20 protein-coding genes are annotated in these 24939 nt (G+C 45.7%); 11 read left to right on the top strand and 9 right to left on the bottom strand.

Going from position 1 to position 24939, the window contains the following annotated elements:
• Positions 1-75: 75 nt before the first annotated feature.
• The 5 genes from ACU37H_RS13000 to ACU37H_RS12980 form a co-directional block, all read right to left on the bottom strand.
• On the bottom strand, positions 76-1701 hold the full coding sequence (locus ACU37H_RS13000; protein ID WP_472703753.1) for a SusD/RagB family nutrient-binding outer membrane lipoprotein: 1626 nt from the start codon (positions 1699-1701) through the stop codon (positions 76-78).
• Between the two features lie 158 nt (positions 1702-1859).
• On the bottom strand, positions 1860-4976 hold the full coding sequence (locus tag ACU37H_RS12995; RefSeq protein WP_472703755.1) for a SusC/RagA family TonB-linked outer membrane protein: 3117 nt from the start codon (positions 4974-4976) through the stop codon (positions 1860-1862).
• Positions 4977-5908: 932 nt separating this feature from the next.
• Positions 5909-6316, bottom strand: coding sequence for an RrF2 family transcriptional regulator (locus ACU37H_RS12990; RefSeq protein ID WP_472703757.1), 408 nt, complete (start codon positions 6314-6316; stop codon positions 5909-5911).
• Between the two features lie 10 nt (positions 6317-6326).
• Entirely contained in the window at positions 6327-7343 is a 1017-nt protein-coding gene (locus ACU37H_RS12985; protein WP_472703759.1) for a cation diffusion facilitator family transporter, read from the bottom strand.
• 137 nt (positions 7344-7480) lie between these two features.
• A complete protein-coding gene (locus tag ACU37H_RS12980; RefSeq protein WP_472703761.1) occupies positions 7481-9214 on the bottom strand; it encodes an LptF/LptG family permease in 1734 nt (577 codons plus the stop codon).
• A 25-nt stretch (positions 9215-9239) separates the two neighbouring features.
• Here ACU37H_RS12980 and ACU37H_RS12975 point away from each other — a divergent pair, with 25 nt between their 5' ends.
• Positions 9240-9872 carry a hypothetical protein gene (locus ACU37H_RS12975; protein ID WP_472703763.1) on the top strand — a complete coding sequence of 211 codons (633 nt, stop codon included), beginning with the start codon at positions 9240-9242 and terminating at the stop codon, positions 9870-9872.
• Here ACU37H_RS12975 and ACU37H_RS12970 read toward each other — a convergent pair.
• Positions 9869-10246, bottom strand: coding sequence for an START-like domain-containing protein (locus ACU37H_RS12970; RefSeq protein ID WP_472703765.1), 378 nt, complete (start codon positions 10244-10246; stop codon positions 9869-9871). The genes ACU37H_RS12975 and ACU37H_RS12970 overlap by 4 nt on opposite strands.
• 226 nt (positions 10247-10472) lie before the next feature.
• Between ACU37H_RS12970 and ffh the strand changes: the two genes are divergently transcribed.
• The 3 genes from ffh to rimM all read left to right on the top strand — a co-directional run bounded on the left by ffh (position 10473) and on the right by rimM (position 13109).
• A complete protein-coding gene (gene ffh, locus ACU37H_RS12965) occupies positions 10473-11816 on the top strand; it encodes a signal recognition particle protein (RefSeq protein WP_472703768.1) in 1344 nt (447 codons plus the stop codon).
• Between the two features lie 213 nt (positions 11817-12029).
• The gene (gene rpsP / locus ACU37H_RS12960; protein ID WP_472703770.1) at positions 12030-12494 is read left to right on the top strand and encodes a 30S ribosomal protein S16; all 465 of its coding nucleotides are present in this window, start codon (positions 12030-12032) and stop codon (positions 12492-12494) included.
• Between the two features lie 78 nt (positions 12495-12572).
• Complete coding sequence (gene rimM / locus ACU37H_RS12955; protein ID WP_472703772.1) at positions 12573-13109, top strand: ribosome maturation factor RimM; 537 nt, start codon at positions 12573-12575, stop codon at positions 13107-13109.
• Positions 13110-13119: 10 nt separating this feature from the next.
• Here the strand turns inward: rimM and ACU37H_RS12950 are convergent, their stop codons facing one another.
• Entirely contained in the window at positions 13120-14502 is a 1383-nt protein-coding gene (locus ACU37H_RS12950; RefSeq protein WP_472703774.1) for an alpha-L-fucosidase, read from the bottom strand.
• Between the two features lie 101 nt (positions 14503-14603).
• On the opposite strand from ACU37H_RS12950, the gene ACU37H_RS12945 reads away from it, so the two are divergent.
• The gene (locus ACU37H_RS12945) at positions 14604-15071 is read left to right on the top strand and encodes a DinB family protein (RefSeq protein WP_472703775.1); all 468 of its coding nucleotides are present in this window, start codon (positions 14604-14606) and stop codon (positions 15069-15071) included.
• A 1-nt stretch (position 15072) separates the two neighbouring features.
• Here the strand turns inward: ACU37H_RS12945 and ACU37H_RS12940 are convergent, their stop codons facing one another.
• A complete protein-coding gene (locus tag ACU37H_RS12940) occupies positions 15073-15423 on the bottom strand; it encodes a hypothetical protein (RefSeq protein ID WP_472703777.1) in 351 nt (116 codons plus the stop codon).
• 75 nt (positions 15424-15498) lie between these two features.
• Between ACU37H_RS12940 and dinB the strand changes: the two genes are divergently transcribed.
• From dinB to ACU37H_RS12920, 4 genes are all read left to right on the top strand, one after another.
• Positions 15499-16668: a DNA polymerase IV gene (dinB, locus tag ACU37H_RS12935; protein WP_472703779.1), complete on the top strand. Its 1170-nt coding sequence runs from the start codon at positions 15499-15501 to the stop codon at positions 16666-16668.
• A 28-nt stretch (positions 16669-16696) separates the two neighbouring features.
• A complete protein-coding gene (locus ACU37H_RS12930; RefSeq protein WP_472703781.1) occupies positions 16697-16894 on the top strand; it encodes a DUF4143 domain-containing protein in 198 nt (65 codons plus the stop codon).
• Positions 16895-17193: 299 nt separating this feature from the next.
• Positions 17194-18381, top strand: a complete 1188-nt coding sequence (kbl, locus tag ACU37H_RS12925; RefSeq protein WP_472703783.1) for a glycine C-acetyltransferase — start codon at positions 17194-17196, stop codon at positions 18379-18381.
• 101 nt (positions 18382-18482) lie between these two features.
• The gene (locus ACU37H_RS12920; RefSeq protein WP_472703785.1) at positions 18483-20024 is read left to right on the top strand and encodes a S10 family peptidase; all 1542 of its coding nucleotides are present in this window, start codon (positions 18483-18485) and stop codon (positions 20022-20024) included.
• A gap of 6 nt (positions 20025-20030) precedes the next feature.
• Here ACU37H_RS12920 and ACU37H_RS12915 read toward each other — a convergent pair whose 3' ends face one another.
• Positions 20031-20963, bottom strand: a complete 933-nt coding sequence (locus ACU37H_RS12915) for an SDR family NAD(P)-dependent oxidoreductase (RefSeq protein WP_472703787.1) — start codon at positions 20961-20963, stop codon at positions 20031-20033.
• 222 nt (positions 20964-21185) lie between these two features.
• Here ACU37H_RS12915 and uppS point away from each other — a divergent pair, with 222 nt between their 5' ends.
• Together uppS and ACU37H_RS12905 are read left to right on the top strand one after the other, a co-directional pair.
• Complete coding sequence (gene uppS / locus ACU37H_RS12910; protein ID WP_472703789.1) at positions 21186-21938, top strand: undecaprenyl pyrophosphate synthase; 753 nt, start codon at positions 21186-21188, stop codon at positions 21936-21938.
• A 227-nt stretch (positions 21939-22165) separates the two neighbouring features.
• Positions 22166-24898 (top strand): BamA/OMP85 family outer membrane protein, encoded by a 2733-nt coding sequence (locus ACU37H_RS12905; RefSeq protein ID WP_472703791.1) that lies wholly within the window; start codon positions 22166-22168, stop codon positions 24896-24898.
• Positions 24899-24939: the final 41 nt, after the last annotated feature.

The raw sequence follows: 24939 nt of genomic DNA, 5'->3' as shown, positions 1-24939 counted from the left end.
TTGCCTTGTCTGGTTTCAATATAAAGGCCGTATTTGGGGTTGATACGGCCTTTAAATATTGATTATCAGCAATTTTTAAAAGCTTTTGTCTTCTACGTCCCACCAAAGCCGCGTAGCGCCGTTATCGGGACCGTTCAGCGTAGCCGCGCCCTGATCAGCACCACCTTTGTTGGTGGTATATTCTATTTGCGGAACAGGTATCCTGCGGATGCCTGGAATAGTTGGTATTACACCGCCACTCTTGTTAGCTACAATGGGAAACAGTACCGGATATCCCGTCCTTCTGTATTCGCTCCATGCCTCTTCGCCATCCGGGAAAAGGGCGATCCACTTCTGTGTGATGATTCTTTCTAATTTTCTGGCCCTTGTATCGGCCTCATTCCACTTGATAGTGATCGTGCTGAGATGAGGAGATCCCTCGGGTACATTATTCTCGCCTGGCGTAATGGACTTCGGATCTATATAAGGCTTGGGCTTGCTCGTGCCATCGTTTTTGTATGCAGCTGCCTTGTCTCCCAGATTATACATTTCGAAAGAACGGTCAATACCGGCTTCGTAATTTGTTTGTGCGTCGCCCGCGTTCGCCCAACCTCTCAATGCAGCTTCGGCTTTCAGAAACCAGGCTTCGGCGGCTACCATCAGCTGCATTTTGTCTTGAACAAAATAATCCAGTTTTGAGTAAGCGTCGTATCGAGACTTTGCGTCAATGTTGATGCCTGCCCGAATGCCCTTGTATTGGCCTGCAAGAAGAGGATCCGTGGCTGGTTCGAAATACTTTTCGATTCTGGGGTCTTTTAACCCACCTAAAATGGATTCCATGGGAGCACCCATTCTCGTATCGCTCCACTCGTAACCAATGATGTTGAGCGGATGCGGAACACTTAAAACAATGAAACAGTTTTGGCTATTTTCAGTAAGTAAACCTCCATTAGCGGGGTTGAGCGATGCTTCCCCCTGGGCTTTGGCTAATGCCGGGTCAACATAAGCGACGCGCAATGCCAACCGCAATCGCAAGGTGTTTGCATACGCCAGCCAGTTTTTGTAACTGTCAGTTGTATAAGCTAAGTCTGATTTTTTCATTTGGGCGGATACGGCACTATTTGAGAGTTCCTTCAGAATGTTGATTGAGGTCTCAAGATCTTTAAAAAATAAAGGGTATACATCCTTCTGAGCGTCATAAGCTACAAAGCCCTCACTATTCAACACATTGTATCCGCTGTATATAACCGGTCCTATTTTGTCGCTAACCCGCGACATGGCTGAAACCCTGATAATTTTTGCAAAGGCTTCCAGGTCCTTAAAATTAGGATTGTCTTTTGCGAGTTCAATAATTTTATAGGTAGGGTTCATTACGTTGCTGTAGCGGCTGGTCCATATATTATTATTCCAGCCGGCAATGAGGTTGTAATGAAGATTATTTGCGTTAGAAGCAAAATCTGCTTCAATAGCCATATACCCGCCATAGGCGTCGCTGGAAAGATTCTGCGCTAACTGGTAGGTACCTACGGACTGGGGAATAATGTTTCTTTGTGCTTGCTGCAGCAATGCCGAGATGTAGGTGAAGTCAGCATCTAACTGCTCTTCTGTTAAGGCTCTTGGATCAGTATTAAGATCCTTAAAGTTTTTTGTACATCCTGTTATTATTAAAAGTAAGGCAGGAAGACAGCCCCAAATGAGCCGCATATATTTTGGAAATTTCATGTGTATATTTTTTATTGTTTTTAATGGCCACATGCCCGCCTGACCGAACGGGCAGGGAATTTTGCATAAAAATTTTCATCGCTTTGGATATGATCTGCTCAAAAATTTTTATGGTCATTTCATATTGTGTATTTTAAAATGAGTCAATGATGATGTTGTTATAAGTTCAGCTTAAGGTTAAGTCCATAACTACGGGTGGTGGGTAATCCGAAAATGTCGAAGCCCTGACCTCCAACGCCCGTTGTAGTGTTTAACTCAGGATCGTAGGGCGCATTGTTCTTGAAGAAGAACAAGTTCCTGCCGACAAGACTGACGTTAGCCCGTTTAATAATTTTTGATTTAACCGGAATCTGATATCCGAGAGACACTTCTCTCAACCGGATATTTGTGGCATCATATACCTGGCCTTCAATGATACCATCCCTGTTTCCAATGCCCTTATACCATTTTTCAGCGGTTGTCTGCGTGACAGCAGCGCCGTCGCGGGTTACAGCATCTATTGTTAAGAATCCCGCATCGCGGGCTGCGGCGCTTTCCTCGCTATAACCAAAAGAGTTGAGGAAACCTTGTGTGATGCTGATCACATCTCCTCCGAACCGACCATCAATACTCATAGACAATGAGAAATCCTTGTAGGATAAACTATTGTTCCACCCCACAATCGATTTAGGATTGGAACTACCGATATATCCGTCTGAAGTATTCTGCGGCACACCGTCATCACTCACCACTATCTTTCCTGCATCATTTCTGAGAAACCTTCTGCCCCAGAAGTCGCCAAAGGATCCGCCTACACGAAGTACATTGAAATTGCCCCCGATGGGATAAGTCGCACCCAACTTAGGATGCAGTTCCAGTACTTCATTCCGGTTGGCCGTATAATTGAAACCCGTCGTCCAGTTGAAGGCCGTTTGCTTTATAACATCATAATTCAGGGCAATTTCGATCCCTTTATTTTCAACATTGCCCGCGTTCAGATACAAAGTGGTATTGAGCAAGCCGGGAGGACCAGTAAAGGATACGTATTGATTTTGTGTATTGGTTTTGTATAAAGCGACATCCAGGCTCAACCTGTTTTTAAAAAAGCGACCTTCATACCCTAATTCAAAACTTTTGCTCAACTCGGGCCGAAGCGGTTGATTCTCGAATATATCCGAATTGTTAATATCAATGGTTCCATTTCCGAATCTGGCTTCAGGTGTGATAGAAGCATACTGTGCCACATCATTACCTACCTGAGCATAGGTGAATCTCAATTTGCTCAGGTTGTTCCACCCAGGCATTTTCACCAACTCATTCAACACAAGAGACAAGCCACCCGAGTAATAAAAGTATCCGGATTTTTCACTGGGTGTGTTGGAAAGCGTGGATGACCAGTCGTTGCGCGCGGTCAGGTCTACGAAGATCATATTCTTTAATCCCAGGTTAGCAGATGCGAACACGGCCTGCTTTTGAAATCTGCCAAATGATTCAACGAGATTAGCGATGCTATTGGGCTCTTCTCTGAATATAGCGTTTAAGGAAAACGCATTGGCCGCTTTTAGTTTTCTCGCATCCAGCTCCCAGCCGTTGTTTCTGAAGTCTGAAATGGACGCACCTGCTGTGAAGTTTAGCGACAAATCATCTGACAGGTCCTTATTGCCGACCAGCAATATATCTCCATACATGTTAAGGCCTGAACTTTCGTCTCGCAGATACCGGCCGTTATCGACGGGCAGCTGCGTGGAAGTTTGTCCCGAAAAGACCCCCTGTGTGCCCGCATATACCCGCCGTTCATACTTATTCCAGATCTGATTCAAAGTTCCCCTGGTGCTCAGGGTCAACCAATCGTTCAGCATATATTTAAGGCTGATGGAACCTATCAGGTTTTGCCTTAGCTGATCTGTCGGATTTCTATAAAGTGCCCAGTAAGGGTTCTGAGTATAATGTGTCCCTGAAAGGCCGGCGTCGGCATTGATGTTGTACCAGTTCTGGAGCATCAGGTTTCTGCTAGGCGAAAGATATTCGAAATTTTGTTTGTAATATTCAAAATCCAAACCACGTGGAAACATATAAACTCCGGCTAACGCACCGTAGTAAAATCCGGAAGACGGCCTGTTGTGAATGTTTTGCGAAGAGTACATCAGGCTTCCGTCAAAGCTAAGCTTGTCGTCAAAAAACTTAGTTGAGTTTCTGAAAGAAAGAGTGTGCTGCTTAAACGTATTTGTAGGCAATACGCCTTTATTGGTCGTATTGGCGTATGAAAAATAGTTCTGCATTTTTGAGGTGCCACCGCTCAAAGCGACACTATTAATTAAAGTACTTCCGGTGTTGAAGAAATCCTTCACATGATCTTTGAATTCGCCTTTAGGCCCCCAGCTTTCTTCACTATCATTTTTAGCAGTCGGCGATTGCCCGTACCTGAACTGAAGCTTGGGGAGGTAAAACACCTGATCTATCATCGCCGAACTTGAAATGTCAATCTTGACGCTACCTGACGCCCCCTTTTTGGTGGTGATCATAATGGCGCCATTGGCGCCTTCGCTTCCATATAAAGCAGATGCCGATGCCCCCTTCAAAACATTGATACTTAAAATATCATCAGCGTTCAAAGTGCTTAAAATATCGCCCCGATCCGTGTTCCCGCCAAAAGCTCCGGTGGGACCGCTACCCGCTACATTGGTCACCGGTAACCCGTCTATTACATACAAGGGCTGGTTACTTCTCAGCGACTTTAGGCCGCGCAGCGTAATGTTTACCGAACCACCAATGCCCGAAGAACTACGGTTGATCTGCAGCCCGGATACTTTACCTATCAGACTGTTCATAGGATTTGCGTCCTTCACTTTTGTGATATCTTCACCTTTTACGACCTGCGTTGAATAAGTAAGACTCTTTGCCTTCCTTTGAATTCCCAACGCCGTAACCACCACTTCTTCCAGGCCGCCATCTTTTCTCAACATTTCCACTTTGAGAGACGACTGATTGTTGACGGGCACTTCCTTCGTTTCATACTCGACGGAAGAGAACACTAAAATCGCATCGCCCGATGACACTGTGATATTGAATTTACCCTGCTCGCTCGTTACCGTTGCAGACACGGTCCCCTTTTCGACTACACTGACGCCAATGGCGGGTTGTCCCGCGCTGTTGACGACATCACCCGATACGTTAAGTTTCTTTTGGGCAGATGCTGTCAAGGTGAGCGTTAACAGACAAGCTATAAACGCCGTCCTTCTGGCCTGTGTTATTTTTTTCCAAAACACAGATTGGAGTGATTGAAGATGATGGTTCATATTTCCGTGTATTTTTTTCTCAGGTATATCATGCGCTCTTTCTCTAAGCGCTGATCATGTCTCATGTAGTAGTTAATTCGTTGGAAAAATACGCACATCGCCAGGTCGTTGTAAACGCTGCAAAGCGCTAGCGTCAAGGCATTGCTTTTTAATAAAAACGGCAATGTGTCTTGCAAATTTTGTTTTAAAGTTTTTCAAAGCATTAGTGTCTAATCACCCAAGCGGCAACAGCTAACAATTTAAATTCATCAATGGTAGCTTTTGTTTTTCTCAACACAATATATGTATTTAATCAATAATGCGACCAGAAAGTGTATCGATATTTTTAAGCAATCGGCGTCCCTTTCATTTGCATCAAATGCAACCATTTGATGTAAAGCGCTTTGCCGAATTTGTAAGCCATACCTTCAGCCTAAGGAAAGAATAAAAAGACTGTCGATAATCGGAACGGACGATAAAACCCATTGCAGAAAAGCGACAGTTACTGTGTAAGGATTTATGTTCTCACGTCCCACCAAACCCGGGAAAGATAAGCGTCTCCGTTAGATAGCCGCCGCGGCTGGCTTATAATTGGCGGAGTTCAACATCCTTTTGACATGCGTCCATAACGTGAATGAAGATTAGTTGCATCACATACAAGCCTCGTCTAAAGCCTAACATACACTTCAATACGTTACGATACCTGAAGGATTTCGAAACGAAAGCCAACGTCGCGGATCTGTGTGCGATCGGTTTATTCTTTTGCTAATGAACTTTTACGGAGTTATAACCGGAGAAGTGGAGGCTTCGTAAGGGCCATCTCCTTGTTACGGCAAGGTCGCCAGCAATTAGTTTTTTAAAGCAGTGATTATTTATCTGAACTTGTGCAAAGATGTGAGTTTTGCACATTCAGCTATGTAAAGTAATTATTATTTTCTATGTAGCCTACATCATTAATCGCGTAAATCTGCTAACGTCCTGTTTTCGAGAATATTCAGGGTAGCGTCTCTCACCTGTACCATCACATCGTGCAGGCCACAGTGTTTTTCATTACAATTCTTACATCGCTCATAAAAATACAGGCTTACACATGGCAGCATGGCAATAGGACCATCAATAAGCCGTATGATCTTAGCCATCTTGATGGTGGCAGGATCCACTTTGAAAAAGTAGCCTCCGCCTTTGCCTTTTTTACTGTCAAGAATATCCGCCTTTTTGAGCTCCAGCAAGATATTCTCTAAAAATTTAAGCGGTATCTTTTTTTTTTGAGAAATCTCTGAGATCAGGACAGGACCATCCTTTTGCTTATCTGCCAGATAAGTCAGTGCTTTAAAGGCATATTGCGATTTTTTGGTAAGCATAAATACAAGTCTACAAAATTAATGATGTAGTTTGAGTATTATGACGTTTATTTTTTAAAACATTTTCCAAAGTCCACTCGATCTTTTTTCCCAGCGGATGCTTTCGCACAGGACACTCCTGGTTCAGGCAGATAGGACATTGCGGGCCTTCGATACAGCCGTCAGAATGTACAAATAGCTCCAGGGAAGATCCATACTCATTGCGGATCAGCTCTGAAAAAACGTCCACTTCGTGATGCCCCTGCACGACTGTAAAATACCAGGGCACAGTGAGATGGGCATCGATATGCAAAATGCTTCCGTATTTGATCACGCGCAGGTTATGCAGGTCTACCCAATTGCTTCCCCGGTTGCGGTTGATCAGCGCCACCATTTCACTTAACAATTGTGTATCAGCCTCGTCCATAATGCCAGCGATTGATCTTCTCGTAATCGTGTAGGAAGTGTAAAGGATGAACAGCGACAGTAAAATAGCTACGATCGAATCGATCCAGATCAGTTGGGTAAAGTGCACCAGGATCAATCCTGCGATGACGGCTAACGTAGAATAAGTGTCTGTCTGCAGATGTCTCCCGCTTGCCTCAAGGGCCAGCGAATGGTTTTTATGGCCTAGTCGCACACAAATAGCGCCCAATATGTAATTGATCACCGCGGTTGCTGAAATCAGGATAATACCCAGGTCTGTTCTTTTGACCGGAGACGGATGTATCAATTTCATAGCCGCCTCGTATAAAATAAAAATACCTGCAATACCGATAAGTACGCCCTCGATCGCTGCGGAAAGAAATTCGGCCTTACCGTGTCCATAAGGATGATTCTGGTCCCTCGGCTGTGCCGCCACATACAGGCTGTACAGGCCGATGAGGCCGGCCACTACGTTGACGATGCTTTCCATCGCATCGGTCAATACAGCTACCGAGGCGGTGTAGTAATAGGCTACAAACTTTACTACCAGTAAAATCACAGATACCACCGCCACCCACCTTTGCACTCTGAAATTCTGAAGTTGCGGAGCGGCTTGTTCCATATAGTTGAGAGTTATAAATAATAAAATGACGGCTACAAATGACAGCAGGCGAAACAGAAAAGCTGGCGGGTGATTTATTGCTCATGGTAACTGCCCCTTACCTTTTGCTTGTTCCCCGTTTGCCTATTGCTTATTGCCTATTCTTTCCCGAACCGCTTTAATATTTTGCGCTTCAGCCTTGTATAGAATTCCTTGCTGAACAGATTCGAGTCATGCATCGCTTTGTAGATCAGGAAAATGCTGATAGGCGTCAGCACAAAGATCGCCAGCCACATTCCGGTGAATGCGCTCATCTCCATTTCCCGCGCCAGTTTTTGTCCGCGGGTACGTACAAAGTAAAACACCATAAAGAAGACGATGGCAAAGATCATCGGCATGCCCAGGCCACCCTTCCGGATAATGGACCCTAACGGCGCACCGATCATAAATAATACCAGGCAGGCGAGTGCTAATGTTATTTTATCATGCCACTCGATCTTATATTTCTGCAAGGTCTTTTCCTGCTCAACGATATTACCGGCATTCATATCCAGGTTGGTCTTCAGGCTTTCCAAATTGCTGATGGCCCGTTCTCTGATCTGTTCCCGCGCGCTATCCGGTATTAGTGCATCGAAACTGTTGCGATCTCTTTTTATTTTCTTACCAGGAAGCGCCCTGGCGGTTGTCGCGGTATCTTTTTTTGTACTGTCCTTCTTTGTACTATCGGCTTTTGCTTTTCCTGCTGTATCAGCCGCAGCGGGCTTGGACAACACGGAATCGATATAGAACTTGGGCATTGCACCGGACTTCTTCTTACGCTTATTCAACCTCGCATTTTTGGCCGCCAGTCGCGACGAATCCTTTTTAGCTTTGGCTGTGGCGACGGAATCCCTGGCGCGTTTGACGGAGTCTTTTTTATCCGACATATACGCGTCTATGTTCGCCTGAAAATTCAGGATGGAATCGGGTAGTTTTCCGCCTTTCACCACGCTGTCCCGGTAATTTAAAATGACCAGGTTGGAGAACATGTTCTTTTCAAAATTATTCGAGACCTCGTTGTTGAACCTGGAGATCGAGTCGATCGCGGCATCAAGCTGCCGCATGTTGTACATCTTCTCATTGTTGATGTTGGCACTGTCGTCTGACTTCTTGAAGTTAAACGCACTGATGTCCATCTGCATTTTATACTCCTTAAATCCAAGCCGCACAAACTCTGTTGACGAGTCACTGCGGTTGCCGCGCTCTTCATATCTCCAGCCATTCTTAAACACAATATCCAGGAAACGCTTATCCGGAGAGGGTTTCATCACACCATCCTTCGCTACGAGGAAATTATCCTGCAGGTCGTTGCGGTTGTCCTGGTAAACGATCACGTCCCTGATGATGCTGTCGTTGGATTCTTTCTTTCCTATTTTGATTGCGAACTTGTCGATGCCGTCAAAGAAGACACCTTCTTTGATCGCGAATGCGGGTTTTGCCAGCACAATATCGGCAAGCAAGGTGCGCGATTTCAGGTTGGCTACGGGGATGATATAGTTCGAAAACAGGAAAGCGCCCAATGCGATACCGCTGGCCACAATAAATAACGGGCGCATGAAGCGCAACAGCGAAATACCTGCCGATTTGATAGCCACCAATTCGAAGCTCTCACCCAGGTTTCCAAAGGTCATCAGCGAAGACAGCAGCACAGACAGCGGCAGCGCCAGTGGGATCAGTACCGCACTTTGATACCAGATAAACTTCAGAATAGTGCCCGCGTCCAATCCTTTCCCTACGAAGTCGTCTATCCACAGCCAGAAAAACTGCATGATCAGCACAAACAGCGTAATGAAAAAAGTGGCCACAAACGGACCAATAAAAGCCTTTATGATGAGTTTATCTAGTTTCTTCACCTCCGTTATAGTATATCTTTACCGAATGCAATCAGCAAAAATACAGCTTTCATCCCAGCATATCGCGCTTGTTACCAATGCTGAATGGATTTTAACAAAGAATCAAATACTTCAGCACATCAAAACCGCATTTGAGCAACTGGCGGAGTGGCAGTCGGAGCAGCTGCAATCGTCTGCCTTGCCGGCGGAAGTGTTGCACTCCGGCGCTAAGATCTCCCGCGGGGAAAATTACCTGGGACTTCCGTGGATCGTGCTGGATCATCCCCGTTGTTTTGTGAAGGAAAATATTTTTGCGGTCAGGACCTTGTTTTGGTGGGGACAATTTTTAAGTACCACCCTTCATGTATCCGGCCAGTGGCAGCAATGGGCTGCACCCCGGCTCATTGAAGGTTTTTCTGTGCTGCAGAAAAATGGCTTTGTGTTGTGTTGTAGTGGTGACGAATGGCTGCACGACGTGTCGCAACCTGCTTATCAGTCCCTTAAGGATCATACCCCCGAAAGCTTTAAGGAAGAAATACAATCCGCGCCTTTTATAAAACTGGCAAAAGCAATAGATATTGAGCAAATTGAAAGTTCGCCCGAAGTATTGATGAGACAATTCGATTGGATCAGGGCCATTTTAGAAACGGTTCCGGCAAGCAGTCAATCTGCTGATTAATTGCCCAGGCGATGGAACAGGTCTTTTACCTGGTAGTCCCAAAGCTGGCTTTGATCTTTAATATCCCTTTTTTCAGCAAAATCGGTGATCACCAGTATTGTTTGGTTCGTGATTTCAGATTTATCGATCTTGAACTCAAAATATTCATCTTTAGGAGAGCCTGTCCATTTGAACCGGATAAAGCTTTCCTCTTCCTGTTCCAGAACGTCCGCTTCTTCGTAACTCCCGTTCCAGCCAAAATAGAATTTACCGTCACGATCTTCCACGTGCTCGGCAAACCATTCTCCCAACCCGTTAGAAGTTGCTAAAAACTCATACAATATAGTTGGGGAGCAGCGAACGGGATACTCCAATGTGAACTTCTGTTTACTCATCTTCACTAAAAATTAATACTCAATAAGTCGCAATTATATAAAATTTATCAAACAAACAAAATTTATTTTTAAATAGCCTCAAAGTACCGCATCTCAAGCCGATGGACAGGCATGGTTGCGTTATGAACTTTCTGACGGCGGACTTTTCCTTTCTGATGCCTGACTTCCGTCCGCTCACTTGCTGACTATTCTTATCTTTGCACTCCGTTTTTAATAATACAGTACGATGTTTAACAATTTACAGGATAAATTAGACAGCGCCTTTAAGAATCTTAAAGGACAGGGCAGAATTACCGAGCTGAATGTGGCCGCTACCGTGAAAGAAATACGCCGCGCACTGGTAGATGCGGATGTGAACTATAAAATAGCAAAAGATTTTACCGATAAAATCAAGGATAAAGCGGTTGGAGAAAAAGTGATCAACGCTGTAAGCCCCGGACAGCTGATGGTAAAGATCGTGAAAGATGAGCTGGCAGAGCTCATGGGAGGCGAAGAAGCGCCTTTCAACGCTAAAGGCAACCCTGCTGTAATCCTGATCGCAGGTTTGCAGGGTAGCGGTAAAACGACCTTTAGCGGAAAACTGGCCAATTATCTGAAAAGCCAGAAGAAACTGAATCCGCTGCTGGTGGCAGCCGACATTTATCGCCCTGCGGCAATGGAGCAGCTGCGTGTGCTCGGCGAACAGATCGGCGTCGAAGTGCACCTGGAGCCGGAAAACAAAGATGCGGTAAGCATCGCCCAGGCCGCTGTGGCCAGTGCAAAGAGCAAAAACAAGAACGTAGTCATCATCGATACCGCCGGTCGCCTGGCGATCGACGAGGAAATGATGACCGAGGTGGCAAATATTAAAAATGCTGTAAACCCGCAGGAAATACTGTTCGTTGTGGACAGCATGACCGGCCAGGATGCCGTTAACACTGCCAAAGCCTTTAATGAAAGACTGGATTTTAGCGGCGTTGTATTGACCAAGCTCGATGGTGACACCCGCGGTGGTGCGGCCATTTCGATCAAGTACACGGTCAATAAGCCAATCAAGTTTGTAAGCAATGGCGAAAAGATGGATGCGCTGGATGTATTTTATCCGGAGCGGATGGCACAGCGGATCCTGGGTATGGGCGACATTACATCGCTTGTAGAGCGTGCCCAGCAACAGTTTGACGAGGAGCAGGCAAAAAAAATAGAAAGCAAGATCCGCAAAAACAAGTTTGATTTTGCAGACTTCAAGGCGCAGCTGGAGATGATCAAGAAGATGGGTAATATGAAGGACCTGCTGGGCATGATCCCGGGCGTGGGCAAGCAGATCAAAGACCTGGATATCAGCGACGACAGTTTCAAAGGCATTGAAGCGATTATCGACTCGATGACGCCCGGCGAACGCGCCAACCCCGACCTGATCAATGGCAGCCGCCGCAAGCGGATCGCCGAGGGTTCGGGAAAAGACATTGCCGAGGTCAACGCCTTTATGAAGCAGTTTGAGCAAATGCGCGACATGATGAAGAACATGAATAAGATGGGCGCTTTTGGTAAAATGATGCCCGGTGGGTTTGGCGGAATGAAGAAACCTTTTTAGTCAATGGGCTCCATCCTTCTTTGTCATAGTGAAGTCAGGAAAACGTTTGAAACTTGTAATTGATTGTCAAATTCGAATTATTTTATTTTTAAACGAATTTTCTATTGTAGTTCCATAAAAGTTTATATACCTTTGATCCCCCAAATCAGTGATAAAAAACCTATTGATTCGGGATTAATTATTATTTTTTAACGCCTTAAATTTCTATTTAAAATGGCAGCTAAAATTAGATTGCAAAGACACGGCTCAAAAAAAAGGCCCTTTTACTTCATCGTTGTTGCTGACGCTAGAAGTCCTCGAGATGGTAAATTCATCCAAAAGTTAGGCACTTACAATCCTTTGACAATTCCTGCGACTATCGAACTGGATCGTCAAAAAGCATTGGAATGGCTGAACAAGGGTGCTACACCGACAGATACTGTTCGCCGCATCCTTAGCTTCAAGGGGGTATTGTATCTGAAGCATTTACTACGTGGTGTAAAATTGGGTTTGTTTGATGAAACTGCAGCAATGCAGAAATTCACAACATGGAGCGCCGAGCATGAGGAGCACATCAAAAGACGCCAGCAGAAGGCTATCGAAGAAAGAAAAGCCAAACGCCGCGTTGCAAGTGCAGCTCCCCGCAAAGTAGCTGAACCTAAAGCTGAAACTCCCGCCTCAGAAGGAAGCGAAGGATAATTAGCTTATGGAGCAAAAAATTAAAGCGATCCGGATGAGAGTCGGGGTCGCTTTTTTATTTTCCTTTATTTTGTGCCTATGACATCTCAATCACCTGCTTCAGATTATATCAGTGTCGGTAAAATAGCCGGCACCCATGGCCTTAAAGGGGATGTAGTGCTGAAGCATGCCCTGGGCAAAAAATCAACATTAAAAGATCTCAAAGCGCTTTTTATAAAAGACAAAACAGGCAGTTTTCTGCCCTGGTTCCTCGAGGCGACAAAGATTAAAAATGATACGGAGACCTTTCTGAAACTGGAAGGTGTTGATACGGTAGAATCGGCGAAACCGCTGATCCAGAAAGAAGTGTGGCTCAAGGCGGCAGATTTTGAAAAATATGTAGCTAAAAATGCCGTGATCAGCTTTATAGGATACACGATCAAAGACAACGGCGAAACCCTCGGCATCATCGAAGAGATCATCGAGCAGCCACACCAGGTATTATGCAGGCTGCATATCCGCGGAAAAGAAGTGCTAATACCTCTTCACGAAGAAACGCTGGTAAAAGCAGACACAAAAGCAAAAACCCTCCACGTAAGCCTGCCGGACGGACTGCTGGATATCTATTTGTCGTAAATAATCTTATTTACTCTTTGATAAAGGAAACGCCCTCCAGCTTTACCACCACAGGGTTGGGCCATTTCCGGTCATTGTAGATCCGTTGCGCCCTCATTACAGAGATCTCTGAACCGACAGCAGCGGCCTTGATCGACGGAGACGGATCAACTTCCTGATGATATTCCAGCACTTTGCCACCATGACCTAATACAGATATTTTACTCTTGCCACCGGCACGGATCGATGGCAGCGGAATCTGTTTCCTTTCGCCCAGCTTCCAGCCGGGTTCGCAAATAAAAGCATACACAAGGTCTTTCTTTTTGTTTTGCAGGTACCACACATTCCCATCGTTGGTCACCGGACAGGCTTCGGTTTGCTCCATAGCTTCTCCGTTAATAAACATCCATAAAGACACTTCATTCAATATGCCCCATTGCTCCGGGGGAAAAGCGCCACGCGGGTCCGGGCCAAAGTTCAACAGCAGGTTACCACCTTTAGCACGAATCTCAATCAGTCTCCGGATGACATTGTTAGCCGATTTATAATGCTCATTGGTGGGCCGGTATTGCCATTGATCACCGAGTGTGTAGCACGCCTCCCAGGGCGATGGCAGCGGCTCTTTGGGAGTGGTTTGTTCCGGCGTTGCCATCGCACCGCGCGTCACTACGACGTCCGGATCTGCAGACCAGCAAACCTTGGCCAGTTCGGTCATACCATACTGATCCAGTCCATCCAGAAAGACCACATCGATCTTGCCGTAATTGGTCATCAACTCTTTCATCTGCTTTTTCACATACTCGTTTAAAGCTGGATTCCCGGATGCGCCCGCCTCAGGTCTCACACGGGACAGCAGGTGGCCCTGGCCTTTGAGAAAGTATAGATCTTCGGGTGAAAAATAAAAGCCAACTGCGATGCCTGCTTTGCGAAACGCCTCCACAAACATCTTGGTAATATCTTTTGCATAAGGCGTGTTCATAATATTGAAGGAAGTCGTCCTGGTATCGTACATGCAAAAGCCGTTCATATGCTTTGTTGTAAATACCGCATACTTCATTCCGGCCATTTTCGCCGCCCGGGCCCACTCGACCGCATCAAATTGAGAAGGGTTGAAAGTTTTGGGTAGCTCGCGAATATACCTGTTAATATAATCGTCAGAAGCACCAATCATACTGTGGCTGATGACCATTCCCAATTGCACATCTACACTGAAATGAATGAACATGCCAAACCCCAGCGAAGTGAACCACTGCTCCCGCTCCTTTTTGTTCAGATTGACTACTTTGGACGATGCTTCTACCCCTTGTTCCTGTGCGGCATTTGGCTGACGCTCTTTACCGGCATTTTGTGCATTACCCAGGAGGCTCGCCGCGAAGGATAACATGATTAGTGATACACCCGCTATATATTTCATTTTATAAATATACCGTTTTGTCATAATGGAATAATTAAAATGGTGACAATAGCGGTATATGAACCTGCTCAACTCCCTGCACTAATTAGTACTTTCGTTACATGAACATCAAACATCAGATCGCACAGCACCTTGTAGACGTACATCGCGGCGGCAACTGGACCGACGTCAACATCGCCGACACACTTAAGCATGTTTCCTGGTCGCAAGCTAACACCCTTACGCCCTTTTCTCCTAATAGTATTGCGATGTTGCTTCATCACATCACCTATTGGAACCGCGTGGTGGCGCAAAGAGGATTGGGAGTGCTGCCCAGGATAAACGAAGAGAACGGGATGAACGTACCGCCGATCACGTCCGACAACGAGTGGGCGTTTTTACAACAGGACAATATTCACTCCGCTGAAGAATTGGCGACGGTCATCGAGGGATATGATGCAGGCAACCTGTTCAGCCCTATATTAACAGGCCACACCAGCGCCTATAAAAACTTTCAGGGACAGGTAGAGCATGTGCATTATCATCTCGGGCAGATCGTAATGATCAAAAAATACCTGGAAAGTAAATAGTCTATTCTTCAGACTGATAAGAGAAGTCGCCAACGGTAACCAGGTTGTTTACCTTTGTTGCCGCTTCAAAATTTATTGTTTTACCGTTACAATCAAATCCTGAAGTAATAGGAATTGTATTACAACTAATACAATAAAGAGACTTAAAATACACGATAGTTTTTCGATACGTTCCTCTCAAAAGGCTGGTGTAAACCCCAGGCCGCTCGCCCTTTATTTGCACATAACCTTCGGATTCGATTTTTTCTATGGCATAGGCGTCACAATGGTTTGAAGCAGCTTCCTTTCGACAAGAAAGAAACAGCATAGAAAAGCAGCATATCGCCGAAATCCATTTCAACGTTAGTTTCATATTTATAGCATTTTACGAAAAAGACGGAGCCATGATTTCAATCGCAGCACCAATTTAATAATTTAATTTTGCCAGGTGAGCAGCGCCAAATCCTATATCGCCCATTTCGATCTCGATTCCTTTTTTGTTTCGGTAGAGCTCTTATTAAAACCTGAACTGAAAGGCAAACCGGTAATCGTCGGCGGATCGGCCAGCCGCGGCGTAGTTTCTACCTGCAGCTACGAAGCAAGAAAATTTGGCGTTCACTCGGCAATGCCCATGGCCACTGCGATGAAGCTTTGCCCGCAGGCAGTAGTGTTGAAGGGCAACTACCACCAATACAGCCACTACTCCAAAATGGTCACCGAGATCATCGCCTCCAAAGTGCCCTTGTTTCAAAAAGCCTCGATCGATGAATTTTATTGCGACCTTACAGGTATGGACCGGTTCTTTGACGTAAGCCGGTATACGCAACAACTGAGGGAGTATATCATCCGGGAAACGAAGCTTCCTATCAGCTGCGGATTAGCATCTGCCAAGTTCATCAGCAAAATGGCTACAAACGAAGCAAAGCCAAACGGCTTCCTAGAAATCCCCCATGGCAAGGAAAAAGACTTTTTATGGCCGCTGGGAATTGAAAAAATAAACGGCGTGGGCAAACAGACGGAGCCAAGGCTTCGCGCTATCGGCCTCCACACTATTAAAGATATTGCACAAACGCCGGTCGAAATACTGGAAAAGAAGCTAGGCAAGTGGGGGCGTGATCTCTGGAACAAGGCGCAGGGGATGGGCAGCGCGGAGCTGACCACGGAATGGAATCAGAAAAGCATGAGCCACGAAACGACCTTCCATGAAAACCAAACGGACATAGACTTTTTGCACAGCCAACTGATCCGGCTCACGGAAAAGAATGCCTATGATCTGCGGCGCGATGAAAAACTTACCGGTTGCCTGACGATAAAATTGAGATACGCTGATTTTGAAACGACCAACAAACAGGAAACGATTCCCTACACCTCTTTGGACGACGAGCTGATCGAGAAAGCAAAGGAAATATTTGACCGGGTGTATCAGCAGGGACGGCCCGTGAGGTTAATTGGAGTTCGTTTCAGTCAACTGGTAGACAGTGGCATGCAGATGAATCTTTTTAATAACCAGCATCATAAATTGAACCTCTACAAGGCGGTCGATGATATTAAAACGCGTTTCGGCAACGCCCTGGTTTCCAAAGCAGCAGCTCATTCCATCAAGAAAAATAAGGGCTAATCACCAAAAAAAGATACGCTACGAAAAAATGAATGCACGTGGCTATTTCTGGAGGACCGTCCAACGACAAGAAATAGACTATGTAGAAGAGACCAATGGTAATATAAAAGGCTATGAGATGAAATGGAGTCCGCGATTAAAGCTGAAAGCACCCAAAAGTTTCAAAGCGGCTTATAACACCGAAATTCTTTTAATAAATCAGGACAATTTCAGAGACTTTTTATAAGAGATGCGCAATCGTTTGCCATGATGTAGTTATCGAAAATTTGTTTTATTTGCAGCAGGCAATATCATTAACTTAGACCGCGAATCTGAACTTTGCTATCTGGAACTATTGTTTATTATCTGCAGTAGTTGTTCTTGTATCAGGATGTCGGAAATAAAACATATTGATGCAGTATCGATCCGTATAAAAAATAGCAGAATATGAGCACGCGGCAATTTCTTGATAAGTACCGTTATTGAGAACATAAATTGCAGGAGCTCCCTTAAACAGTCCGTATTAATCCGAATAATAAAAACATTATGAACGAAAAATTTACCCAACGCATAGCAGGCGAAATCGAAGAAATAAAATCCTCCGGCTTATACAAAAGCGAACGGGTCATCAATAGTCCGCAAGGTGCGGAAATTGAAGTAAGCGGCAAGACCGTGTTGAATTTCTGTGCCAACAACTATCTGGGATTATCCTCTCATCCCGATGTTATCAAGGCGGCACATGAAGCCATTGAATCTTATGGATACGGAATGAGCAGTGTGCGCTTTATTTGTGGCACGCAAGACATTCACAAAGAACTGGAGCAAAAAATATCTGAGTTTTTAGGTACTGAAGATACGATCCTGTATGCCGCTGCTTTCGATGCCAACGGTGGTGTGTTTGAACCCTTGTTTAACGACCAGGATGCCATCATTTCCGATGCATTAAACCATGCCAGCATTATCGATGGTGTCAGGCTGTGTAAGGCGCAACGTTTCCGTTATGAACACAACAACATGCAGGATCTGGAAGCGAAGTTGCAGGAAGCGTCCGGTTGCCGCAGCCGCATTATTGTTACTGACGGCTCTTTCAGCATGGACGGTACTATTGCACAGTTGGATAAAATTGTAGCGCTGGCAGAAAAATACGATGCAGTGATCATGATCGATGAATGTCATTCCTCAGGCTTCCTCGGCAAGACAGGCCGCGGCACACATGAATATCGCGGCGTGATGGGTAAGATTGATATTATCACCGGCACACTGGGTAAGGCATTAGGCGGCGCATCTGGCGGATTTACTTCCGGCAGAAAGGAAATTATTGACATGCTGCGTCAAAAGTCGCGCCCTTACTTATTCAGCAACACGGTGGCCCCCTCCATTGTAGGCGCTTCCATTGCGGTGCTGAACATGCTTTCGGCGTCTACTCATTTACGGGACAAGCTGGAATATAACACTAAATATTTCCGCGAAAAAATGACCGATGCCGGTTTTGACATTAAACCCGGCGACCACCCGATCGTTCCTATCATGTTATACGATGCCGTGTTAGCAGCCAACTTTGCCGCGAAGCTGCTGGAGGAAGGCGTTTACGTGATCGGCTTTTTCTTCCCTGTGGTTCCTAAAGGACAAGCGCGTATCCGAGTGCAGCTTAGCGCTGCACATGAACAGGCACATCTGGACAAAGCGATAGCGGCTTTTACCAAAGTAGGTAAAGAGCTGGGCGTTTTGAAATAAGTAGATTTGAAAACAGGATCGATACCAGGTCGGTATATCCTGGTATTTTTAAAATAAAATCATCGGGGATCGCGCTTGACAATGACTTTAACTGAATCTTCATGCTTAAAAATTTCATGATATTGGTGCTTTGCGCAGCAAGTACGCTGACTATGGCGCAATCAAAAGACAACAAAGCCAAATCGCAGACAACAGAACGCCCGCAGTCTACTGCAGCCGTTTCTTCTAATTTGGAATTTAATCCTGATGCAACAGTAGTCACCCATCATACAGTTACGATCAACGGTAGGTCCGTTCCTTATAAAGCTACGACAGGAACTTTGCCAGTGTGGGACGATGACGGCAAAGCCATTGCGGGTTTGTTTTTTGTGTATTACGAAAGGACGGACATAAAAGATAAAAATACACGGCCACTGACAATATCCTTCAACGGCGGACCGGGCTCTGCGTCAGTATGGATGCACATCGGGTATACAGGTCCGGCGTTTTTAAACATTGATGAAGAAGGCTATCCGGTTCAGCCCTATGGCTATTCCGAAAACCCCTTTTCCATTCTGGATGCTACCGACATCGTGTATGTGGATCCCGTCAACACCGGCTATTCGCGGATCGTGGGCAAGGATGTGAGCAAGGACCAATTTTTCGGCGTAAATGCTGATATCAGATATTTGGGTGATTGGATCAATTCTTTTGTCAACCGATACGACCGGTGGGCATCTCCAAAGTTTTTGATCGGGGAAAGTTATGGAACAACACGTGTGTCAGGACTGGCCCTGGAACTGCAACAATCACACTGGATGTACCTGAACGGTGTGATTTTGGTATCGCCTACCGATCTGGGTATTGAAAGAGGCACTGCTACAGATGCGGCATTATTGCTGCCTTATTATGCGGCGACCGCATGGTACCATAAAAAGCAGGCTGCCGACCTTCAACAAAAAGACCTAACGACGATGTTGCCGGAGGTGGAAGCCTTCACACTGAAGGAGCTGCTTCCCGCGCTTAACAAAGGAAGTATGCTTAGCCCGGCGGAAAAGCAGGCGCTGGCGGCCACAATGGCCCGCTATTCGGGTATCCCGGAAAAAGTGATCCTGCAAAATAACCTTTCTATCAGCACCAACTTATTCTGGAAAGAGTTGCTTCGCGACGAAGGGTTTACGGTGGGCCGGCTCGATTCGAGGTATAAGGGCATCGATAAGCAGGACGCGGGTGAACGCCCGGATTTCAATGCCGAGCTGACTGCCTGGCTGCATGCCTTCACTCCGCCCATCAATATGTACCTGAAAAACGAGCTAAACTATAAGACCGACTTCCCTTATATGATGTTTGGCAACGTTCATCCCTGGGACAATAAAAACAATCAAACCGGTGAAAACCTCCGGCAGGCAATGGCGATCAACCCCTATTTGCATTTGCTGGTGCAATCCGGTTATTATGACGGCGCCTGTGATTATTTTAACGCAAAATATAATCTGTGGCAAATGGACGCGTCGGGCAAATTGAAAGACAGGATCAGCTGGGAAGGATATCGCAGTGGACATATGATGTACCTGCGCAAAGAAGATCTTAAAACGAGCACCGCACATCTGCGCGAGTTTATCCGTAAATCTATACCCAAGTCCGGCACTCCCGCAAAATATTAACCGTCATTATTCCTTACTCAGCATGTGATAGATGCCTGCGGCCCATCGCCTGGGCAAAGCGCGGATCACATTGGAGACCAACCGGGAGGTGGTACCCGGCACGATGATCATCTTTTTCTTCAAGGTCTTTTTTACGGCCACTTCTCCCACACGCTCTGGCGATACTTCCATCAGATCTCCGAATTTACCCAGTTTCTCTTTGGTATCTTTTACAATGGACGGCTTGGTGTACACCGGTCCGGGCGCAAGACAGCTGACGCTGACGCCCTTCTTCTTCAGCTGGTATCTTAAGGAATAACTAAAAAAGGTAACGGCCGATTTAGAGGCGGAATACACATTTTTCACCGGTATAGGGCTGAAGCCTGCCATGCTGCTTACATTCAATATATAAGAAGGGCGATGCTGTTCCAGCAGCGGCAGCAGGTATTGCGTCATCGCCATGGGCGATTCCACGTTTACTTTGATCATGTAGCGGACGCTATCGGCCGGCAATTTCAGGAAGTCGTTAGTGCCACCCATACCGGCCACGTTGCACAGCATTTTCAAAGGAAGCTGATTCTTCTGGCTCCAGTCGGCCAAACGCGGCGCTACTTTTTCGTCAGTAAGATCTGCGGACAGGATTTCCACCTGGATGCCGTAACCCGCTTCCAGCGTTTGTTTCGCCTCCACAAGCGGCGCTTCGCTTCGCGCGATCAATATCAGGTTGTAATTCCTTTTAGCAAGCGCTTCCGCTATGGCATAGCCGATTCCCTTACTTCCGCCTGCAACGATGGCATATGGATATTTGTTTCTATAAACCAATTTTTCGGGCAGCTGTTGAGCAGCTGCATCCCCCATGAGGCTTGCCAGCAATAAGGCAACACCTATTTTAATACCGGTTGTTGCAGACAACCATCTCAGATATCGATGCAGCGGGAAGTCGGGCATTTTATTCAACATATTATTTATATATCAGATGACGGAACGGTCATTAATTGATATAAATTATTATGCCACTAATGCAACAGATCGGTTCGGGAAGGAAAAACAGAAAAACGCACGGTACCCGATTATACGCAAAACCGATTTGCACCGTTCAGTCCGGCATTGCCAGTCTGACCTCCAAAATAATTTACGCGTTAGCTCCGATATTAGTTACTTTTGTCGCCGCTTCGAATGGGTATGGATAGCTTAATCAATCATATTGACCGGGAAAAGCTGCCACGGCACATTGCCATCATTATGGATGGTAACGGCCGGTGGGCGCAGGAGCAGGGCGAAGACCGGCTTTTTGGCCATTATCATGGCGTGGAAAGTGTGCGCGACATCGTGGAAGGATGCGCAGAGATCGGTATTCAGTACCTCACCCTTTATGCGTTCAGCACTGAAAACTGGGACCGTCCCGAATATGAGGTCGTAGGATTGATGGAATTGCTGGTGGCGACCATCCGGAAGGAAGTAGAAACGTTGCACAAGAACAATATCCGGCTGCATGTCATCGGTGATATGAGCATGTTGCCCGCCTACGCGCAGCAAGAGCTCAATGAGGCTTTGGAAATCACAGCTGGCAACAGCGGCCTGAACCTGGTAATGGCTTTAAGCTACAGCGGTCGCTGGGAATTGCTCAATGCCGTGAAAAATATTGCCAATGAAGTTAAAAATAACCGGTTGCAGGTGGAGGCCATCGACCAGGACATATTGCAAAAATATTTATGCACCAGTGAGTTTCCGGATCCGGAGCTGATGATACGTACCAGCGGCGAGTACAGGATCAGCAATTTCCTGCTGTACCAGTTGGCGTATGCCGAGCTTTATTTCACTAATGTCAGGTGGCCGGAGTTCAGAAAAAAAAACCTGTATGAAGCGCTGATCGATTACCAGGGACGCGAGCGAAGGTTTGGCAAAACGTCCAAGCAGGTGAAAGAGGCCAGCTAAAAGTCGGCGTTTCCCGCAAGGCCAGCATTCCTGTCTCGTCTGTAAAAAGTTAACCGTAAACCAAATACTTCAGGCGGCGGACAGCGCAATCGCCTATTTTAACATGAGTTTTCCAATTTTTACCTTTAATTTGCCGCCGCAATAGGAATTAGTGTAACAGTGTGGTGATAAATAATAACTTCCTGCTTTTGCAAAAACTAAATTGATTACCGATATTTAAATCCCTTATGCGTTTTCTTCTTTACAGGTTTTGTGTTACAATCATATCATTAACTACGGTAAACTGTGTTTTTGCTCAAACCGATACCCTCCCCGGCAACAGGTTGTCGCAGGAAATGCTGGATTGGCAGAACCCCAGGCAACCCAGGGAATATACGATCGGCGATCTTAAAGTCACCGGAGCTAACTATCTTGATTCCACCATCATTCTGTCTGTAGCAGGTCTGCAAAAAGGTCAAAAATTTGTTCATCCCGGATCAGATATTTTCTCGCGGGCTATCCAGAACCTGTGGAGACAGAAACTGGTAGCGGATATCCAAATTTATGTAACCGATATTGTCGGCGACAACGTAACCATAGAAGTAGCTGTAAAGGAAATGCCCCGATTGGGCGATTTCAAATTTGAGGGCGTGAAGAAAACGGAGCAGGAGGAACTGGTGAAGAAAACGGCAATAGCCAAGCAAACGACGATCTTATCCGAAAACACAAGACGTAATATAGTAGATGTTGTCAGGAACTTTTACGAGGAGAAGGGTTTTCATGGTGTGACCGTGGACCTTATCGAGAAACCCGATCCCGTATTTAAAAACTCCAATGCCCTCACCATTAAAGTCAATAAAGGGAAAAGGGTAAAAATCGATGCCATCAACTTCTTTGGAAATGAAAACGTTCGAAGTGTCAAGTTGAAAAAACAAATGAAGGGTACCAAGGAAATGACCAAGATGACGTTGTTTCCTACTGATTATGTAAGCACTTACGGACCGATCGATCACTACACTTTCAAAGAATATGTGAATGACTGGGGCTTCCTGTCTGGCACGAAATCGCTGGAAGCTTTAGACCCTTATTTCAGGTTTAAATTCTTTTCCTCTTCTAAATTCAATCAAAAGAAATATGTAGAGGATAAAGAAAAAGTATTGAGCTACTTTAATGCAAAAGGATACCGTGATGCACAGATCCTCGCAGATACACAGGTGATCAAGGATGATAAGATGTATATCGACATCAAAGTGAAAGAGGGCCGCAAATACTATTTCGGCGATGTGACCTGGAAAGGAAACTCTGTCTTCAGCGACACATTATTGAACCAGGTATTGAATATCAACAGGGGCGATGTGTATGACGCCAGCACCCTGAATAAAGCCCTGGGTATTGAGCCCAGCCAGGATGCTGCGGACATCCAGACCTATTACCGTGATAAGGGATACCTGTTCATCCAGGTAACGCCAGTGGAAATGGGCATCCGGAACGATACCATTGATCATGAGATCAGGATCATCGAAGGTCCCCAGGCCCGGATCAAAAATGTAAATATTGCCGGTAACGAGCGCACTAAAGAGCACGTAATACGCCGCGAAATGCGGACTTATCCGGGTGCATTATATAGCCAGAGTGCATTGATGCGTACGATCCGCGAGCTGAACGCACTGAACTATTTTGAGCAGGAGTCCATCAACCCTCAGCCCAGGCCAAACCAGAATGATGGTACAGTGGATATTAACTGGAACCTTAAAGAAAAATCTTCCGATCAGCTGGAACTTTCTGCCGGTTGGGGTGGAGGTATCGGTCTTACCGGAACGCTTGGGGTGACCTTTAACAACTTTTCTATTAAGAACATCTGGAAAAAACAAGCCTGGGACCCACTTCCCGTGGGAGACGGACAAAAGCTGAGCCTGCGTGTGCAGTCGAACGGCCGTGCATTCCGTTCTTACAACTTCTCGTTCACAGAGCCCTGGTTAGGTGGTAAAAAGAGAAACTCCCTGATCCTTTCATATAACAATAGTAAATACTATAACCCCGACTTTACGAGCTTCTATTCTACCGGGCGTTACCGGTATTCAAGAGATACTTCACTTACCGTGAACGGATTCTCAATCGGTTTAGGAAAACAGCTCAACTGGCCGGATGACTATTTTTACATGACCTATACCGCAGCACTGACGCGCTATAATGTAAAAAATATGGGAAGGGCTTATAACCTGCCTTTCAATACCGGTATCTCTAACAACTTGAGCTTAAAAATTGCGATCCAGCGTAACTCGGTTTCAGATCCGATCTTCCCAAGAAGTGGTAGCGACCTGATGTTTAGCGTGCAGGCTACCCCTCCCTACTCGCTGCTGGGTGGTGCGGGCGACCAGTACAAAAACGTGGAATACCATAAATGGCGCTTTAATTCAACCTGGTACGTTCCGTTGGGACGCGGTAAGGGTGAAAATAAAGACCGTCAGTTTGTATTAAAACTGGCTGCCAAATACGGGTTTATGGGTAAATACAATCCCGAGCTGAACTATTCACCATTTGAGCGTTTCCAGTTGGGGGATGCAGGGCTGAACAATACCTTCTCCCTGACCGGATTTGATATCATTGCCCACAGAGGTTACCCGATCTATAATACGTCCGATCCTTCCATCAACCCGGACAACACTACATCACAGGATTTTAATAACTTCTTTATTATATTTAATAAATACCAGGCAGAACTGCGCTACCCGTTAGTGACTAATCCGAGCAGTACGATTTTTGGTCTTGCATTTTTCGAGGCTGCCAATGGTTGGAAAGATTATAAAGATTATAACCCATTCAAATTGCGTCGCAGTGTCGGCTTAGGCATGAGGTTTTATTTGCCGATGTTCGGTTTGTTAGGATTTGACTATGGTATCGGTTTAGACAGGCTTACTCCTGGCGGCGGATTGAAAGGCGCAGGTAAATTTACCTTTATGTTAGGATTTGAGCCGGAATAACAGTAACGCTGGTTTTTTTCACAATCACTATAAGTTTAAGC

The organism is Niabella sp. ZPM-14 (genome assembly GCF_055693045.2).
This window is presented reverse-complemented; position numbering and strand designations above follow the sequence as displayed.